Consider the following 18519-nt stretch of genomic DNA (forward strand, 5'->3'; position numbering starts at 1 on the left):
AGGTTCAGAGGGTATGATCTCAGCCCGTTCATTTAGGGCACCCCATTGGCGCCACAAAGATAAGGAAAAAATGGTCAGGCCCTCCTCAGGCAAAACGATAATCCCTATCCTTACACCCTGCTTTAGATATGGGCAAAAAAAACCACCTCTGTTCGGAGGTGGCTTTTTTATCCTTCTATTGAAGCTTATTTGCTCACTTTCAAAAACTCGCCAATAATGCGCTCCAGCTCTTCCTTTGGCAGCAGGCCACGGGCTCCTGCCGGATCACCATCCATTGGGATAAACAACATGGTAGGATAGGCTGTAACGCCAAAAGCAGCGGCAAGCTCTCTATTGCGTTCAGCATCTACTTTATAAATCTGAATTTTATCGCCGTACTCCTTTTGCAACTCTACAAGAATGGGAGCCAAACGCTTACAAGGTCCACACCAGTCGGCATAAAAATCAATAATGGCCGGTCTTTCGCCCTTAAAAGCCCATTCCGTATTGTTTTTGTAATCAAAAACCTGATCTATAAAGGCGGCATCATCCAGGGCGATAACTTCATGCTGATCAACGGCAACGGGTGCAGCCGTATTGGTCTCGGCTTTAACCTCTGCACGTGTACCGGCAGTACAGGCTGTCGAATAGACCAAAAAAGCCCCTGCCAAAATAGTGAAAAACAAATACTTCATAAAATCTGCTTTAGTCTCTAATTATTCATTCAACGAAATGGAAAACCTTTTGTTTGCGCTCCTAAGCACCTTTAACATGCTATTAAGAGCAGACTTGGTTCCAGCCAAAAAAGCACCGCGCTTACTTCTCCACCTTCAGCACATCACTGATGGCCTTCTCAAAAGTTTCCTTGGGTAAAGCTCCCATAGCCATTTGAGGCTGTCCTTCCATAGGTACAAAAAGGAGGGACGGGATGCTCTGGATACCAAAAACAGCAGCCAATTCCTGCTCTTTCTCAGTATCAATCTTAAAAACATCGACCTTGCCCTTGTATTCCTCCGAAAGCTCGTCCAAAATAGGTGCTACCATTTTACAAGGCCCACACCAATCGGCATAAAAGTCAATCAAACAAGGCTTGTCGCCCGAAAACTTCCACTCTTTATTGTTGGCGTAATCAAAAACCTTCTCTTTAAAAGTCTCTGCTGTTAAAAACTCAACCATAATTTCAAATTTTAATGATGATTAATTCTGTGACAAAAATAAAACGAAAAAATTTAATTTCCAAATATCTATATTTGTAAATACTTTGATACAATGACCGTGCCAAAATTTCGCGGCAAAATGGACAAAAAGCATTAAATTTGCCCACCGCTTTCCATCAATATACACAATAACAGGACAGGATGCAAGAACACCTCAACAACCCCGTCTTTAAAATCATCGCAGAAATTGCCGACAAAAATAATCTTTCCGCCTATGTCATAGGTGGATACGTCAGGGACCTGTTTCTGAAACGCCCCAGTACCGACATCGACATACTGGTAATAGGAAGCGGCATAGAGTTGGCTACAGAAGTGGCTGCTCAATTGGGACGTCTGAAGGTTTCGGTTTTCAAATCCTTTGGTACCGCTATGTTTAAATACCGGAACATTGAATACGAATTTGTGGGCGCCCGCAAGGAATCGTACCAACGCCACAGTCGAAAACCCATTGTGGAGGACGGCAGTCTCGAGGACGATCAAAATCGTCGCGACTTCACCATCAATGCCATGGCCATCAGTCTCAACGCCCCGACTTTTGGCCATGTGCTCGATCCCTTCAATGGCCGCGGCGATTTGGAGGAACAATTAATAAGAACGCCTTTGGATCCCCTGATTACTTTCTCAGATGATCCCCTACGCATGATGCGAGCCATACGTTTTGCCACCCAGCTGCAGTTCCGGATTCACCCAAGCACCTTTGAGGCCATCGGGGCCAATAAAGAACGACTGCAGATTGTGTCGATGGAACGTATTGCGGTTGAAATCAATAAGATCATGCTGACCCCCCGTCCCTCCATCGGATTTAAGCTGCTTGAGGCAACGGGACTGCTCGACCTTATTTTACCGGAGCTCAAGGCGCTCAAGGGGGTGGAAACCATCAACGGCATCTCCCACAAAGACAATTTTTACCACACACTGGAAGTCCTTGACAACATTTGTGCCACCACCGACGACCTGTGGCTGCGCTATGCTGCCCTTTTGCACGACATTGCTAAACCGCAGACCAAACGGTTTGATCCCAGACTGGGGTGGACTTTTCATGCGCACAACCATCTGGGTCAAAAAATGATTCCGGGCATATTCAAACGTATAAAACTTCCCCTGAACGAAAAAATGAAGTATGTGCAAAAAATGGTTTACCTGCACATGCGCCCCATTTCCCTTATCGAAGAAGAGGTGAGCGATTCGGCTGTAAGACGCTTGCTTTTTGAAGCAGGGGACGACATCGATGACTTAATGACCCTGTGCGAGGCCGACATCACCTCTAAAAACAGGGAAAGAGTGGAACGTCACTTACGTAATTTCAAGGTGGTGAGACGAAAGCTCCGCGAGATTGAAGAAAAAGATCGCGTGCGCAATTTTCAGCCTCCTGTCAGCGGAGAAGAGATTATGGCCACCTTCGGCCTGCCACCCTGTCAGCAAATAGGTGTCATAAAGTCGGCCATCAAAGAGGCCATACTGGACGGCATCATTCACAACGATTACGAAGAAGCCAAAAAGTTTATGCTTCAAAAAGGCAGTGAACTGGGTCTGCAAGCACAAAAACCATGAATCCACTTAACGCCAACCATTTTTTTGCCGGACAGAACTATCCGCAAACCCCTGCCGAAAAGGGCCCGATAATAATTGGGGAGGCTTTACGCAACGGGGAAAACATGGGTCAGCTGATACGTCTGGCCGGAAATACCGGCTGCAGCAAAGTTTACCTGATCAGAGGGGCTCATCAACCCAAGAACGGAAAAATCACAAGGGTATCTGAAACCGCCGGCAAAACAATCCCCTGGGAATTTATTGATGCAAGTGAATTGATGGAGAAAGTGAGTTCCCGGTACCAACTTGTTGCTTTGGAAACCAGTCCCGCCTCCACCAACCTATTCATTACCCCCCTGCCAGAGCACATGGCCCTGGTGGTGGGCAACGAAAGTCACGGCATCAGCCAAGAACTGCTACAACTGTGCCAACTACAGGTGCACATACCTCTCACGGGACCGGTAAAATCACTCAATGTGGCCCAGGCGGCCGGACTCTGTCTCTTCGAATGGCTGCGGCAGCACATCCTTGTTTAATGGCCGGCAAAAGAGCTCAAGACCTACGGGTAAATGATCGCTAAAGCCCCCTTGGTAGTGCATTCCCTGATAACTACGAAAGGGTTTGCGGCCCCCATATTTCAGATCTTTCTCCAGCAAAAAATCAAAGTCGAACAAACGTACTGAAGAGGGGTCTAGTTGCAAAGTCCCGTGACCTGCCATTAACGACCTTGAAATAAGAATCTGATCGAACCACTGCCAGGCATACCGATACTTCAACGAACCACTGCCCGACGGAAGTCTGTCGGCCAAAGACATCAACTGGCCCTCGGAGCCGCTGACTCCCGCACCCAACACCTCAGAAAAAAGAGGTGATCCGGGGGACTCGTTAAAATCGCCCATCAAAAGCAGCGGTGCATCCTCATTTTTCTCCATCACTTGATCTACAAGCATCCTGGTAACATGAGCTGCCTTTTCACGCTTCTTATGTGTGGCAGCCACTCCCCCATAACGGGATGGCCAGTGCGCCACAACGACATGAAGGGTATCGCAAGCATCCACTACACCTTTAACATACAACAAATCCCGCGTGGGACGTTGTTCCCCTTCCACCATTTCGACGGGAACCGCCTCCGAATGAAGCACCTCAAAACGATCGGCCCGGTAAAGTAAGGCCACATCCATACCACGACTGTCGGGCGAATCAAAGTGGACAAAGCGGTACTGAAGATTAGCCAGTCCGGTCTCATAGAGCAAGAGCTGCAAAACCCTACTGTTTTCCACCTCACACAATCCGACGAGCGCAGGTGGGTTCCAGGCACCCGTTTGCAGAATCACCCGTTGGATGCCTCTTAATTTGTCCATCATCCTCCTGCGGGTCCACCTACGAAGTCCCCCGGGAGTGAATTCCCTGTCAGGATTCAAGGAATCGACCCGAAAATCAAAGAGATTCTCGACGTTATAAAACACCACACCAAAAGCGCCTTCCTTGGACGCGTCATTTGCAGCTAAGGCGGGGGAGCAACAATATAAAAGTACAATGAAAAACAAACAACGCATGACCACTACTGCTCTTCTACCCGCTCAACAAAGCCTAAATCAGGTAAAATGGTCGCATCAATTCTCAGGTTCCCAAAATAATCTTTGGGGAAAAGTCGTGCGCTTTCAAGGCCTCCATGATCCTGAGCAATCGACAAAGTATCCAGTTGATAATTGTAATCTCCGGGACTCGCAAACAGGGGACTTTCGTTAACAATGACCTCATTAAAGTGTTGAGCATTACGCAACAATTCCGGATCTAGCGTTGTCTTAATCAAACTGTGATCAAAGAAATAATTTACCATAGTCTCCTCTGCCGGGTTTCCTGATTTCACCTTTTGTTTAAAATCCAAACCCACTTCATTATCATTAACCCCATAAATAATGCAGTTACTAAAAAGTGCCTTCTCTAAATCCACAACATCCTCCTCCCCATCCTCTTCATTCACATAATAATTCGAAAGCAAGAGGGCAGGCACACCACGATAAGGCCAACGGAAGAAATTTGCAATGGTACAGTGATAAAACTCGTAATTACCCCCCAGAGTTAGTGCCACAGAGGCACTGCCGCAATCGGCAAAAAGACTGTTCCAGGAAAGAATCGAAGACGATTGGGCAACGAGTCCTTGCTTTGAAATGTGCTCAATCTTGGTGTTGGACAGTAAGAGGGGGGCCGCTCCGTCCATTCCCACGGAATCTGCGGTCAAGCCAATGGTTGCGTTCCGAATGTGGGCATAATCTATTTCATGATTGCGACTACCTGGCAGAAGAAAAATGCCTCCCCACTGCCCTGGCTGATCGGCATACCATTCCTCCAAACGCGACCCACTAAAAACCACGGGCTTATCCTTGGTCCCCTGCACCTTGAGGGAAGCCTCATGACTCACCACCAGACTGGCCCCCTTATAAAAATGTAATTGAGCACCAGGATCTATGGTCAACACCGCAGCAGTATCCACAACCAACCAGTCGTAAATCAGATAAGGCTTTTCTGCAGTAAAACGCCGGGTACCAACAGTACTTTTCCTAAGCAATACCACATCCTGCCCATAAGCTACCAACTTAACGCTTTGAATCCTTTCCTTGGTATAAAACAGAATGGAGTCGGTCACTACAAAGGAAGGATCTGCATTGGATTCGGGATTGATGGTCACCTCTACAAAAACGAAAAGACTGTCTCCGCTGCGAAGCGGAACATCACTAACGTCATGTGAAGACACTCCGTTGACATTAATCCTGAAACGAGAATCCTCTCCTCCGGCCAGACGGATTCCATCTATGGTCATATCGCTTCCATAGGAATTGTAAACCCTTAAATGTCTTGTGGCTGACCCAATAGAAGTAAAAATGGTATCGAACATCACAGTATCGGTTGAAAATGCAATACCCTCCATCCCGCCACGGAACATATAATCCCGCTCGCAACCTGCCACCAGGAGCAAAAACAACAAACCCCACAAAACTCGCCTAATCAATTGCATACCATCAATTACAAAAATACCCGGCAGATCCTGCCATTTAAAACACACTACTTATGGATTTACAAAAGTACAACTATTTTTTACAAAAATTAACCTTGTTTGAGAAAAATATCACACAAAAAAAACCGGGTCCCTGCCAACGACTGCCTCATTATCTTTCAACTTTATTACATTTGCCCAACTTCATTACCAAACATCAGACCAAAAATGGACGATTTTAAACAATATCACCCTTTTAAAGCCTGGCAGGATGACCGCCCCTTCACTTTTGATCGCTTCGTACGCCTTTTGCTTTCCATAGCCACTATAGTCGGTATCGTAATGATTATCCGATCAATAAGCAACGTACTGGTGCCCTTCTTTATTGCCTTGCTGCTGGCCTACCTGACCGACCCTTTGGTGGCCCTGTTCCAAAACCGCCTGCGCATTAAGCACCGGGGACTGGCTGTTTTTTTGACCTTGTTTATATTTCTTGGTCTTCTGGGCGGAGTTCTTTGGTGGCTCGTCCCTCAATTCCTGAACGAATTAGCCAAACTGGGGAGCCTGGTAAAAATTTACCTTCAAAGTCACAGCTATCAGGATTTCATCCCGGAAAATGTGGACCTCTGGCTGCGCAATTTCCTGGTCAGCGAACGTGTACAAGACTTACTTAATGCCGAAAACCTGAACCAGGCAGGAGAAGTTATACTCCTATCTGCAAAATCCGTTTTCAACAATTCCATAAATATCCTGGCAGGTGCAGCGGGACTCTTGCTGATTGTGCTCTATCTCTTTTTCATCCTGCTCGACTATAAAAAACTGGAGAGCGGATGGCAGGGCCTCCTGAGCGAAAAGCACCGGCCACTTGCCATCAGCATTTCCGACGACTTAAAAAAGGCCATGCGGGTATATTTCAGGGCCCAAACCACTATTGCTATAATTGTGGGCATACTCCTTGCCATCGGGTTTTCCCTCATTCAGTTGCCCATGGCGGTAACCTTAGGGCTATTTATTGGACTGCTGAATATTGTCCCCTACCTGCAGGTCGTGGGCTTTATTCCGGCACTCTTCCTGGCTTTGCTGAAGGCTATGGAGACCGACCAAAGTTTTGGTCAGATAGTACTCCTGGTCCTGCTGGTTATGGCGGTGGTTCAAATCATCCAGGAAACCATTCTGATCCCCAAAATAATGGGCAAGGCCTACAACATGAATCCGGCCATCATATTGTTGTCGCTATCAATTTGGGGAAGTCTGATGGGCGTATTGGGGATGCTTCTGGCCTTGCCGCTGACTACACTCATTTTTTCCTATTATCGCTTATTGATTTTGGGAGAAAGCAAAATGCCGGTGCTGCAACAAAGCGACGAACAAGAAGACACGCAATAATCCAACCAAAAGAGCCCGGCATGCCGGGCTCTTTTAAATATCTGCGAAAAGGAAGACTATTTTCCCAGTTTTTCCAATACGTTCATCACTTCAATAACGTGATCCCGGCTGGTGCGCAACAATGCCATTTCTTCCTCATTCAAATCCAATTCAATCACCTTTTCCACACCATTCTTACCCAAAACAACAGGAACACCCAGGTAGCAATCATCGATACCATACTCTCCTTCGAGCTTAATACAAACCGGGAAAACCCTCTTCTGGTCACGAATAATGGCTTCAACCATCTGAGCAGCAGCAGAACCGGGAGCGTACCAGGCTGAAGTGCCCATCAATTTAACCAACTCGCCACCCCCCACTTTGGTACGCTCAATAATGGCGTTCAGCTTGTCGGCGTCTATCAACTCGGTTACCGGAATACCTCCTACAGTGGTATAACGAGGCAGAGGAACCATGGTGTCGCCGTGGCCACCCATCAGTACAGCCTGAATATCCTTGGGCGACACATCCAATGCCTCTGCCAAAAAGGCACGATAACGAGCGGTATCTAAAATACCGGCCATACCCATGACCTTGGTACGGGGCAACTTGCTGGAGATGTGCGCCTGATAGGTCATCACATCCAGTGGATTGGATACGACAATAATAATGGCCTCGGGCGAATGAGCCACAATCTGCTCAGTGACCGACTTAACAATTCCGGCATTGGTCTCAATAAGGTCGTCGCGACTCATGCCAGGCTTACGCGGCAATCCGGAAGTAATGACCACTACATCCGATCCGGCGGTGCGGGCATAATCGTTTGTGACCCCTACTGTACGGGTGTCGTAAAGGTTGATGGGGGCTTTTTGCCAAATATCCAAAGCTTTTCCCTCAGCAACACCTTCCTTAATGTCCACCAGAATCACTTCATTGGCAATTTCGCGGTACGCCAAAACGTCGGCACAAGTGGCACCTACGTTTCCTGCTCCTACAACGGTTACTTTCATCGGTCTATCTTTTAGTTGGTTTTATTTGCTTTGCACAAATATAAACAAGTAAGCTGTATTGAAGAAAATTTTCTTCATTATTTTTTTTCAAGGATTCATTTCGACTCTTCTACCAGGCGAACAGACAATTTTCGATCGTCGCCGGAGGGATGCAGCAGGATTTTATCTCCCCGTGACAAACCTGCAGCCACCCGATAATACTGATCGTTTTCGCCCGAGGTAATAATTTGTTGTTTTACCATGCCCGACAAGCCTTCCCGCTTATACACAAATTGCCCAAGAACCGAATCAGTAAAGACAGCCAATCGAGGAACCATCAAGGCCTCTTTTTCTGAATCGACCACAATACTGTTGGTAGAAGTCATTCCGGGTAACAACAACTTCCCATTTGGATCCACTTTAATTTCGACCTTAAAGGCACTGTAAAATTCTCCAGACACTTCCTGACCCACATTGGCCACCCGTGTTACCACTCCACGAAACTCGTCTTCAGGGAAAGCATCAATACGCACCCTTACAGGCAGACCGGGCCTCACTTTTGAAACATCAATTTCCTTGACTTGAACCACCGACTGCAAGGTCTCCAAATCGGGCAACATGGCAATATGCGGAGACCAACGGTGCACATGAGAACCTACTCTAATTTTCTCGCCATTCCCGGCACGAGCATAAACTACCAGACCACTGCTGGGAGCAACCACATACAAATCACGCTTCAACTGCTGAAGCATAGCCATCTGCTCTTCCTGTTCCTTCAAATTATTGATGGCCCGTTCTATAAACATTTCGTGCCTACGCACCATTTGACGATAATTGCGCTGCTTTTGCTCCAAAGAACGCCGGGCTGTTTCGAGACTGATTTGGGCCTGACGCTGCACGGCCTCAGACTCATATACCGATTGCTCCAGACGAATTTCACGATCAAGCACCAGATCTCTGGCCTGTCTAATCTCATCACGGGCATCACTAAGCACCAAGGAACTGTCAATCTTGGCATTATCCAGGTTAGTGCGGTACATTTCCAAGGCATCCTCGGTACTACGAATGCGTTCCTCCACATCGCCTGGGTCCAGGGTGGCCACATAATCACCCTTTTTAACTACCGTGCCCTCGCGCACAATATCCGTAATGGCAAGACTTCTTATTCGAACACTCCGATCGGTTAAAACCTCAGGAATCATAATATTGGTCGACTCCAATGCCTCCAATTCCCCGGTACCACTAACCACAATTTCGAACATCCCTTGCTCCACCCGCACCACATCCGGATCCTTTTCCCGCTCACGGGTGGCCAGCGCATAAACCACCAAGGTCAACACCACCAACACAACCGGAATTACTAATTGCCAAAGCTTCTTTTTCATATTCCTATCTTCTTATTGCTGTAACAATTCATCCAACTCTTCGACAAGGGGACGATTGTTCTCAAAATCGTACAAGGTTAACTGCCGAACCCCATAATAACTGGTCCAGTAACGCCGCAAAGCATTTATATAACTGCGGCGTGCAGCGTCTAAGGAATTCCTGGCAGAATTTAAACGAATAACATCCACTTTATCAATGAGAAAACGTTGCATGGTTACATCAAAACCCATTTGCGCAATGGTGTCGGCTTTGGCCGCTATAGCGACCTGTTCTTCCTGAAGATTAAAATCGAGCAGACTATTAATGGCCTCCTGCTCAAAATCAATCATCTGCTGTTTAACCTCCGCCTCTATCACTTCATGATTGGAACGCGCCATCTCCACCCGGCCCTTTCGAACCCCCCAATCCATTATGGGAATACTCAAACCCACCCGAACCTGCTGTTGCTCGAGAAACGGGCTCTCATAAGCCAAATCAATTTCCTCTGCGTTTTTATTCAATCCCAAATTGGCCCGTATATTGGCACTGATGCCGTTGTTGGCACGGGTTTGGGCAACTCGTTCCTGCGATTCCAACATCTGTCGCTGAAAGCCTAAGATATCGGGATTATTTTCCTGCGCCAGTGCCAAAGCCTGATCTACCTCAATTTGTAAATCAGGAATATGCGCGGGGATAATACACTTTACCCATACATCATCATCCAGCCCCAGAAAAGAACTCAGAGAAGCATTGGACTGTCTCAACTCCACCTCAGAGCGACTCAGCTCCAGGCGGGCATTCAACAATCCCAACTCCAAATCCAGCAGTTCGTCCTGAGTAACGGTTCCAATTTCAAAACGCCCCTTACCTATTCGGTACAAAGTGTCGGCATTGGCATAATTCACTTCGGCAATTCGACGATTAATTTCAGAAGCCGCCACCGAAAAAAACTGATTGGTGGCCTGAATGGCCATAGATTCTCTGGACTGCAGATATTCCAACTTAGCCTGCTCAAATTTCAAAGGCTCAATACGAGATTCCCAACGTAAGGCATTATAGCCATTTAGTGATTGTGTAAAACCAATACTTACAGGAACGGAGGCATACTGAACACCATCGTTATCGAGATTCTGAATACGAGATAATGAAGAAGTTACATCAAAAACACCGCCTGTCCACGGAACATTTTGCTCCAAAGACACCGAAGCCTGCGACGAAAAAGTGGACTGGGAAATAAAACGATCACCCTCCTCCTCCGAAATAAACTGACTGCGCACCGATCGGTCAAAGTTGATGGGCGTAGTATTCATAATCAAACGGGGCAGGCGATTGGCCTTAAAACTGCGAAACTCCCAATAACTGGCCAGGTACATATTTTTGATACGAAAACTATACAGCGATTGCTTTTCTGCAAGTTCTATAACATCGTCGAGACTTAACTCTACCTCCAACACCTCAGAAGAACGTTGTGCCGAGAGTAAAAAAGGCATTCCGCTAAGCAAGCAAACTGCTGCCAGCCACTTCATACTGTATTTAATTTCCATCATCAATTAAATCTTTTAAATCAACTCCAATATTAATGTCGCAATGATTCTACCGGATCCTGATTAGCAGCCCGCTTGGCCGGGATGTAACCAAACACTATGCCCACGGTAGCCGACACACCAAAAGCCACCAACACCGAAAACAAACTCACAACAGTTTGTATGTCGGCCATCACATTAATCAATCGCGCCATAATGACGCCAATTACAATACCAATCATTCCACCGGTTACACTAATCAAGGTCGATTCTGCCAAAAACTGAACAATGATGTCTTTCCGCGAAGCACCAATGGCCTGACGAGTACCTATTTCACGGATTCGTTCCCAAACCGAAGCCAGCATAATATTCATAATACCAATCCCACCAACAACAAGGGAAATACTGGCAATGGCACCCAAAACAATGTTAAAAATATCGTTTGTTTTCTGCTGCTGCTTCAACAGCAGCTCCGGAACCGTCACCTCAAAATCATAGATGTCAGAATGACGGCGCAACAACATTCTTTTCACAATATCGGCCGTAACACTAAGATATTCTGTTTCTTCTACCTGAATAATAATCTTATCGAGCTGATGGGTCGCGGTAACCACCGACTCGTCAACAGACACCCCACCATCTCCTCCCCGGGCCACACTTTCCAGTACTTCCGGATTGATTCGGGCCCGATCTTTAAAACGCAACAACATGGTTTTAACCGGCACGAATATTTTATTATCGGTACTGCTTATACCCATTTCATCAGAAGCAGAAGCGGTAAAATCACGGCGTTCTATTAACCCGATCACCTTCAGCCAGGTGTCTCCCGCTTTAATATACTTCCCAATGGGATCCTCCGTGCTGAAAAAGCGATTCCGTATATTGTCGCCTATGACACAAACAGGAAGGCCCCCATCACTCTGCTCTACATTAAAGATTGAGCCTGCAGCCAAATTCACATTCAAAAGCTCAAAATAATTGGACGATACGCCTTCCAGGCCCACAGGATAACTTCTTCCTTCTAAAACAGCGTGATAATTTAGAGAGATTACAGGACTGACCTTCCCTACTGTTGGGATGGCCTCCTGAATGGCTTCTGCATCCTGCAAGGTAAGTCCCGGAGAAAAACGACGCACACTTCCGGAACCATTGCTTCCGGCATCCGGAGATCCCAGAGCCAACTCAGAGGGCGAAACAATAATATTGTTTACCCCAACGAGCTTGATCTGCTCCAACACCTCCTGCTGCGCCCCCTTTCCTATGGCCAACATACTGATTACTGCGGCAACACCAAACATAATGCCCAAGGCGGTGAGCATCGACTTCATTTTATTGGCCAAAATAGCCTCCACCGCAATAATGATGTCGTGAAAATAGCGGGAAAAAAGATATACAATACGCTTCATGATGTACTTAATTAATGAAAAACACCCCTCCTTGGAATTAAAAAGCCCTAATTCCCCGACGCTGGCCTGCCCCTCCGACCTTCACCTGCAGGACCTTGGGGACGATCGCGCTCCCCCTCCTTCTGTTCCGGGTGCGGGCGCCTCTCCTTGTCTTCTTCGGCCTCTTTTGCTGCCTTTTCGGCCTCCTGCTTAAGGACTTCATAAATCTCGACCCCAACCAAAGGCAGTTCTTCTGCCTCTGCAGGCTCATTCAACAATACGTCCTGCCCCTCTTCCAAGCCCTGTTTCACCACCACAAAGTTTGCATTTTCACTGCCAGTAGCAATAATCTGTCGCTGCAAGTCTGGATTCCTGGTATACACAAAGCGCGTAGAATCCGTTTTAAACACTGCCTCCAATGGCAAATACAATGCCTCATCCAAACTATTCACAGTAATCACATTACTGGTCGTCATTGCAGGACGTAATTCCGGATCAGAACCAAACAACTTAATGGTCACTTCAAAAACCTTAGTATCTCCATTGGGCAAAGTTTGACCGATATTGGCCACCGTAAGCACTTCCCCGTCAAAATGTTTGTCCGGAAAGGCATCGACCCCAACCTCTACTTTCTGGCCCACTTTGATCTTTGATATATCAATTTCGTTAATGTAAGTCTTCGAAATCATTGACGATAAATCGGGCAACTCCGCTATCCGAGGCGCCCATCGACTAACCGTACTGCCCACCTGAATCTTTGTCCCAAATCGATCGTAACTATAGATCACCATTCCAGGCATAGGAGCTGTAATGTCCAAAGCATTAAATAAATCCTCTATATCCCTGACACTCTCCTGGTTACGGCGCAACTCTTCCAAGGAACGATCAACACTGTTCTTAGCCTGCCGTTCCTTCAGCTCGTAATTGCGTTCCAACTGCAGGAGATTTTGCTCAGCACGCTCCAGCTCCAAGGCAGCCTGCCGTTTAACAGCAGGAGATTCGTAGATAGATTGATCCAACACCAACTTCTTTTCTTCAACCTGTACCTTGGCATTTAAAAGACCGTCTCTCAGATTGCTCATATTAATGTTGGTGTCGATACGAGCATCCTGCAGCGCTTGCATAGCCTTTTCCAGATCCTCCTGGGCTTGCGTCAACAACTCCTCAATGGCACTGTGGTCCAGGGATGCAACAAAATCGCCCTTCTTTACAACGGTTCCCTCTTCCACCAAATCGGTGACTTGAATCTCGAAAATATTTATTCGACGGCTCGACAACTCAGCCGGCACCTCAATAAATGTAGCATTTTCGGCTTGAAGTTGACCGGTAGAATGTACTTCAGCCACAAAAGGACCTCGCTCCACTTGTACTTCAATCAATGTTTCCCCTAATAAACGGCTGCTTACAATCCAGCGATAACCCAAGAAAATGAGCAAGACCATAGCTGCACCAACAGCAGCGTACCTGATAACACTTTTATTCATTCGAGATGCATTTAGTATTTTTATTTTCGAACGGAATTTCCTTTCTGACAACCACCACCGGCAATGGTTTAACAACAAGGAAAAAAAGTCCCCACCCCCTGGCGAGGATGGGGACTTACACCTTCAATAGTTCACGACCTATTGCGCCATATCCTTCAATTGCAACATCAAAGTGGCAGCCAAAGCCTCTGCCTCCGATGTTGACGGAGCCTCAGCATAAATACGAATGATGGGCTCGGTATTGGATTTCCGCAAATGCACCCATCTGTCTGCAAAATCAATTTTCACCCCATCCACATCGTTAATGTCCTCATCAGCATACAGCGACTTCACCTTAACCAACAAAGCATCCACATCAATATCGGGCGTAAGCTCCACCTTATTCTTCGACATACTGTAAGATGGATAAGTATTCCTGAGCTGAGAACAGGACAAGCCCGATTGGGCCAAATGCGTTAAGAAGAGTGCAATACCCACCAAAGCATCCCGACCATAATGACTGGCAGGATAAATAACGCCCCCATTGCCTTCGCCACCAATGACCGCATTGGTAGCACGCATGGTTTCCACCACATTCACTTCTCCCACTGCAGCCGCCCGATAACTGCCACCCAATTTTTCGGTAACATCCCTTAAAGCCCGTGTGGAGCTGAGGTTCGAGACGGTATTGCCAGGGGTATGCCTGAGCACATAATCAGCTACTGCAACCAGCGTGTACTCCTCACCAAACATAGAACCGTCTTCATTAATAATGGCCAGACGATCCACATCCGGATCCACCACAAAACCCACATCGGCCTTTTCCTTACGAATCAAATCAGCAATCTCTCCAAGATGCTCGGGCAGCGGCTCCGGGTTGTGGGGAAATTCACCGTTGGGGCTACAAAACAAAGGCAAAACCGCCTGGACACCCAGTGCCTCCAAAAGGGCCGGTACAGCCAGTCCCCCTACGGAATTGACACAATCAATAGCCACCTTAAAATTGGCCTTGCGAATGGCCTCGACATCAACCAAATCGAGCGCCAGAACCGAAGCAATATGCCCGGGCAGAAAATCGGCCTCTTCCACACTGCCCAGTTGGTCCACACCGGCAAAAACAAAGGCCTCCCGATCGGCCAAATCCAATACAAGTTCGCCGTCGCTGGCCGACAAAAACTCACCCTTTTCGTTCAGCAGCTTTAAAGCATTCCACTGCTTGGGATTATGACTGGCAGTTAAAATAAGGCCCCCGTCGGCGCCAAAGTGCGTCACAGCCAACTCCGTAGTCGGAGTTGTAGCCAGCCCCAAATGCACCACATCAATACCCAGTCCCTGTAAGGCACCCAGCACCAAATTTTTTACCATCTCGCCCGAAATACGGGCATCACGTCCCACCACCACTTTCGGTCTTTCCTTCCCACAACGCTTCCTTACCCAGGTGCCATAGGCAGAAGTGTAACGAACTACATCTATGGGACTCAAGCCCTCCCCGGGGGCGCCTCCAATGGTTCCTCGGATGCCGGAAATTGATTTGATCAAAGTCATTGCTGATATTATTTTTTAAAGAAGTGTAGTAAATCAACCCACAAGGGGGTTTTAGCAAAACAAAGATAAAGGAAAATAAGCTGTTTACCCATTAATTTTCGCAACTTTGCAGACAGTATAAAACAGAAGTTTACTCACTTACAAGTCAGGCAACACATGAAGGGAAGACGGAGCAATAAAAGGGACGACAGACAGGAAAAAAGAACGAGCAACAGGCCAGACCGGCCGGCCAACACCAGAAGCAAGAGCAGGAGCAGGAGCGAAGGCCCCTCGCGTCCACACAAAACAGAAGAAGCGCCCATGGAGCCCCAGGCCGAAACCATCCGCCTGAACCGCTACATTGCCAACAGTGGAGTTTGCAGTCGCCGTGAAGCCGACAAGCTGATTGCACGTGGACTTGTAACCGTCAACGGACAAGTTGTAACAGAAATGGGGCAGCAGGTAAAACGCAACGACGAAGTACGCTTTGAAGGGAAAAAACTGAACCCAGAAGCCAAGGTATACATCCTCATCAACAAGCCCAAGGATATGGTTACCACCACATCCGACCCCGAAGGGCGCCGCACAGTACTTGATTTGATCGAAGAAGCCTGCGAGGAAAGGGTTTATCCGGTAGGACGCCTCGACCGGAATACCACCGGCGTGCTGCTGATGACCAACGATGGCGACCTCTCCAAAAAACTGACACACCCCTCCTCCGAAATCAGAAAAATATACCACGTCTTCCTTAACAAACCCCTGGAAAAGGAACATCTGAGTCTCATTAAAAAAGGTATTGAACTGGAAGACGGCCTCATTCAACCCGATGAAGTCAGCTATGCCGATCCCGTAGACACCACCCAGGTTGGCATTGTTATCCACTCGGGGCGCAACCGCATTGTACGGAGAATTTTCGAGCACCTGGGATATACTGTGGAAAAGCTCGACCGGGTGTATTTTGCAGGCCTGACAAAAAAAAATCTGCCCCGGGGAAAATGGCGTTTTCTTAGCAAGGATGAAATCAAATATTTAAAAGCAGGGATCTTGAAATAAATGTTGCGCTCCAGCCCATCATCAGCAAGGCACGTTCAGAAAAAACGCCAAACAACAGCTTGGCGCATAAAACTGTTGTTGGTCTTGGTGTTTATGGTACTTGGTCATTTTGCAAAAGCCCAAAACCAGGCACAAGCACTCACAGCGCGCGACTCGCTTCTTATACAACTTATCGACAGTCTGGAAACCCAGCGCATGGCCGAGTTGGAAGCAGAGCGACAACGCCAGCTGGCCAGAGGCTACTGGCCGGCGGGACTGGTTAATATGGAATTGGGGAGACTCTTCAACTACAACCACTTCGAAGGCATCAAACCAGGTTTGGGACTCGAAACCAGCCGCTATCTCACCACCCGCTTTACCCTGTCGGGATTCTACAGCTACAGCCTACGCTCCTGTGATCACAGTTATGGCGGAAGTTACACCCATCACCTCTCCGGAAACATCCTTACAGCCTGGCAGGTTTTTGCCCATCGCGATCAGTACGAAACCGGTTCTTTCACCTTTTTAGATGGTGAAATAGCCGACGAAAGGTTCCGGAAATTTGCTGTTGGAACGGTAGACAGGACCGAAGCCGTGGGGGGACAATTGAAATTGCGACCAGGCCGGTACGGGAAAATAGCCCTGCATTTCAGCTATCGACATTTGAGTCCGCTTGCCCCCTATCCCTTCAGCCTCCGTGCCGTAACAACCCCTTCCACTTTTAAAGAACATCTGTATGGCCTATACTGGCGTTGGCAAAGAAAAAGTACTTGGCTGCCCGGTCTGACCCCTACCCTGTACACCAATTTGCGACACGGGAGAGAAGCTGAAGATACACCAGGCAATTATTGGCAGGCAGAAGCCCAAGCAGATTGGTTGTTTGAACCTGCTGGGAGATTCAAAAGCAGTCTCCGACTCAATGCAGCCCAAATATGGAAAGCGCCCAGTCTCACCCACCTATACAGTGCCTTCGGAACCAGAAGCAACCCGATAGCCTTAGAAAGCAGACACAGCATGGCCACCATGCGCCCCAATGAATTTGCAGCAACACGATTTTTCCAGGCTTTTTTGCGCCAAAGCATAACGCTTCACAGCAACAAACAAAGTTGCTTTCAGCCCGTACTCACCATCAGCACTTCTGCTTTGTGGGGCACGCTCCATTCAGACTGGAAGACCCTTGCCAAATCAGTAGAAAAAGGTTATTTTGAGTCGGGCCTCTATTTCGAAGACCTATTCAGAATGGCATCCATAGGCTACGGTTTGGCCGTACATTATCGCTACGGCCCATACCAAATGGACCGTTCCATAGACAATTGGTCGTTTCGCTTAGGCCTAAATTTTCATCTGTAAAAGCACTAAAATGCAAACACCAAGAAGTATTCTCGTAACCGGAGCCAGCTCCGGTCTCGGCTATGCCGTAGCCTCCGGACTCCTCGAAAAAGGTTGTGCAACCATTGTTACGGCACGTTCGACCCAAAAACTTGAAAGCCTAAAGGAAAAACACCCTTCCTTGTGCACCATCTTGCCAGGCGATCTTACCCAGCCCGAATTTATAGAACAACTGATCGATCAACTCCCCACCACCCTTTCGGGCGTGTTTATTAATGCTGGAGGTCCGCCAGCAGCACGACTCAGCGAGCTTTCCTTAGAACAATGGGACGAAGCCTATCGCCTGCTCATTCGGTGGAAGATCCAATTAACCCAACTGCTCCTTCCTCTTTTCATCAAAAAGAAATACGGAAGAATTGTATTCAGCGAAAGCACCTCAGTGACCCGTCCGGTAGAAAACCTCGGGCTCAGCTCTTCGCTCCGTATGGCCATAATCGGCTATATGAAAACTTTGGTACTGGAGAATCAGGGCAGCGGATTAACCTTCAATATGCTGGCCCCCGGCTTCCACGAGACCCAGGCCGTGGAGCGTCTTTTCAAGAAAAAAAGCGAACAGCAAAACATCAGTCCCGAAGAAGCTAAGAAACAAATGCAACAATCTGTACCCACCCGAAGCATGGGACAGGCGGAAGACTTTGCCTCCCTGGCCCTATGGCTCCTCAGCCCACAATCCAACTTCATAACCGGCCAAATTATCCACCTGGATGGCGGCACCTCGGTGTAGACATTTGCTTGTCTGATGACCTGCGGCCGGCGCGCAAGG

16 protein-coding genes are annotated in these 18519 nt (G+C 47.7%); 6 read left to right on the plus strand and 10 right to left on the minus strand.

Annotated elements, in window-relative coordinates; translation table 11 throughout:
* Positions 1-185 precede the first annotated feature (185 nt).
* Positions 186-674 carry a thioredoxin family protein gene (locus tag B4W65_RS05105; RefSeq protein ID WP_088654032.1) on the minus strand — a complete coding sequence of 163 codons (489 nt, stop codon included), beginning with the start codon at positions 672-674 and terminating at the stop codon, positions 186-188.
* A 121-nt stretch (positions 675-795) separates the two neighbouring features.
* Entirely contained in the window at positions 796-1155 is a 360-nt protein-coding gene (gene trxA, locus B4W65_RS05110) for a thioredoxin (protein ID WP_088654033.1), read from the minus strand.
* A gap of 182 nt (positions 1156-1337) precedes the next feature.
* Here trxA and B4W65_RS05115 point away from each other — a divergent pair, with 182 nt between their 5' ends.
* Both B4W65_RS05115 and B4W65_RS05120 read left to right on the plus strand, forming a co-directional pair.
* Positions 1338-2747: a CCA tRNA nucleotidyltransferase gene (locus tag B4W65_RS05115; RefSeq protein WP_088654034.1), complete on the plus strand. Its 1410-nt coding sequence runs from the start codon at positions 1338-1340 to the stop codon at positions 2745-2747.
* Positions 2744-3262: a TrmH family RNA methyltransferase gene (locus B4W65_RS05120; protein WP_088654035.1), complete on the plus strand. Its 519-nt coding sequence runs from the start codon at positions 2744-2746 to the stop codon at positions 3260-3262. The genes B4W65_RS05115 and B4W65_RS05120 overlap by 4 nt, the downstream gene beginning before the upstream one ends.
* On the opposite strand, the gene B4W65_RS05125 is transcribed toward B4W65_RS05120, so the two are convergent.
* Both B4W65_RS05125 and B4W65_RS05130 read right to left on the minus strand, forming a co-directional pair.
* Positions 3194-4282, minus strand: coding sequence for an endonuclease/exonuclease/phosphatase family protein (locus tag B4W65_RS05125; protein ID WP_240509482.1), 1089 nt, complete (start codon positions 4280-4282; stop codon positions 3194-3196). The genes B4W65_RS05120 and B4W65_RS05125 overlap by 69 nt on opposite strands.
* Before the next feature lie 5 nt (positions 4283-4287).
* A complete protein-coding gene (locus tag B4W65_RS05130; RefSeq protein ID WP_240509483.1) occupies positions 4288-5790 on the minus strand; it encodes a hypothetical protein in 1503 nt (500 codons plus the stop codon).
* Positions 5791-5949: 159 nt separating this feature from the next.
* On the opposite strand from B4W65_RS05130, the gene B4W65_RS05135 reads away from it, so the two are divergent.
* The gene (locus tag B4W65_RS05135) at positions 5950-7107 is read left to right on the plus strand and encodes an AI-2E family transporter (RefSeq protein ID WP_088654037.1); all 1158 of its coding nucleotides are present in this window, start codon (positions 5950-5952) and stop codon (positions 7105-7107) included.
* A gap of 56 nt (positions 7108-7163) precedes the next feature.
* Here B4W65_RS05135 and mdh read toward each other — a convergent pair whose 3' ends face one another.
* The 6 genes from mdh to glmM all read right to left on the minus strand — a co-directional run bounded on the left by mdh (position 7164) and on the right by glmM (position 15356).
* Positions 7164-8096 (minus strand): malate dehydrogenase, encoded by a 933-nt coding sequence (mdh, locus tag B4W65_RS05140; RefSeq protein WP_088654038.1) that lies wholly within the window; start codon positions 8094-8096, stop codon positions 7164-7166.
* A gap of 95 nt (positions 8097-8191) precedes the next feature.
* On the minus strand, positions 8192-9460 hold the full coding sequence (locus B4W65_RS05145) for an efflux RND transporter periplasmic adaptor subunit (protein WP_088654039.1): 1269 nt from the start codon (positions 9458-9460) through the stop codon (positions 8192-8194).
* A 12-nt stretch (positions 9461-9472) separates the two neighbouring features.
* Entirely contained in the window at positions 9473-10987 is a 1515-nt protein-coding gene (locus tag B4W65_RS05150) for a TolC family protein (protein WP_240509484.1), read from the minus strand.
* Positions 10988-11016: 29 nt separating this feature from the next.
* Positions 11017-12369: an ABC transporter permease gene (locus B4W65_RS05155; protein WP_088654040.1), complete on the minus strand. Its 1353-nt coding sequence runs from the start codon at positions 12367-12369 to the stop codon at positions 11017-11019.
* A 47-nt stretch (positions 12370-12416) separates the two neighbouring features.
* Positions 12417-13832, minus strand: a complete 1416-nt coding sequence (locus tag B4W65_RS05160; protein WP_240509485.1) for an efflux RND transporter periplasmic adaptor subunit — start codon at positions 13830-13832, stop codon at positions 12417-12419.
* Between the two features lie 138 nt (positions 13833-13970).
* Complete coding sequence (gene glmM, locus B4W65_RS05170; RefSeq protein ID WP_088654043.1) at positions 13971-15356, minus strand: phosphoglucosamine mutase; 1386 nt, start codon at positions 15354-15356, stop codon at positions 13971-13973.
* A 156-nt stretch (positions 15357-15512) separates the two neighbouring features.
* Here glmM and B4W65_RS05175 point away from each other — a divergent pair, with 156 nt between their 5' ends.
* The 3 genes from B4W65_RS05175 to B4W65_RS05185 all read left to right on the plus strand — a co-directional run bounded on the left by B4W65_RS05175 (position 15513) and on the right by B4W65_RS05185 (position 18480).
* Positions 15513-16388 carry a pseudouridine synthase gene (locus tag B4W65_RS05175; RefSeq protein WP_088654044.1) on the plus strand — a complete coding sequence of 292 codons (876 nt, stop codon included), beginning with the start codon at positions 15513-15515 and terminating at the stop codon, positions 16386-16388.
* 93 nt (positions 16389-16481) lie between these two features.
* Positions 16482-17717, plus strand: a complete 1236-nt coding sequence (locus tag B4W65_RS05180) for a hypothetical protein (protein WP_146697716.1) — start codon at positions 16482-16484, stop codon at positions 17715-17717.
* Positions 17718-17727: 10 nt separating this feature from the next.
* Complete coding sequence (locus B4W65_RS05185; RefSeq protein WP_088654046.1) at positions 17728-18480, plus strand: SDR family oxidoreductase; 753 nt, start codon at positions 17728-17730, stop codon at positions 18478-18480.
* The last annotated feature ends 39 nt before the right edge of the window (positions 18481-18519 follow it).

Origin of the sequence: Geofilum rhodophaeum, from assembly GCF_002210225.1 — a bacterium.
Taxonomy (GTDB): Bacteria; Bacteroidota; Bacteroidia; order Bacteroidales; family Marinilabiliaceae; genus Geofilum; species Geofilum rhodophaeum.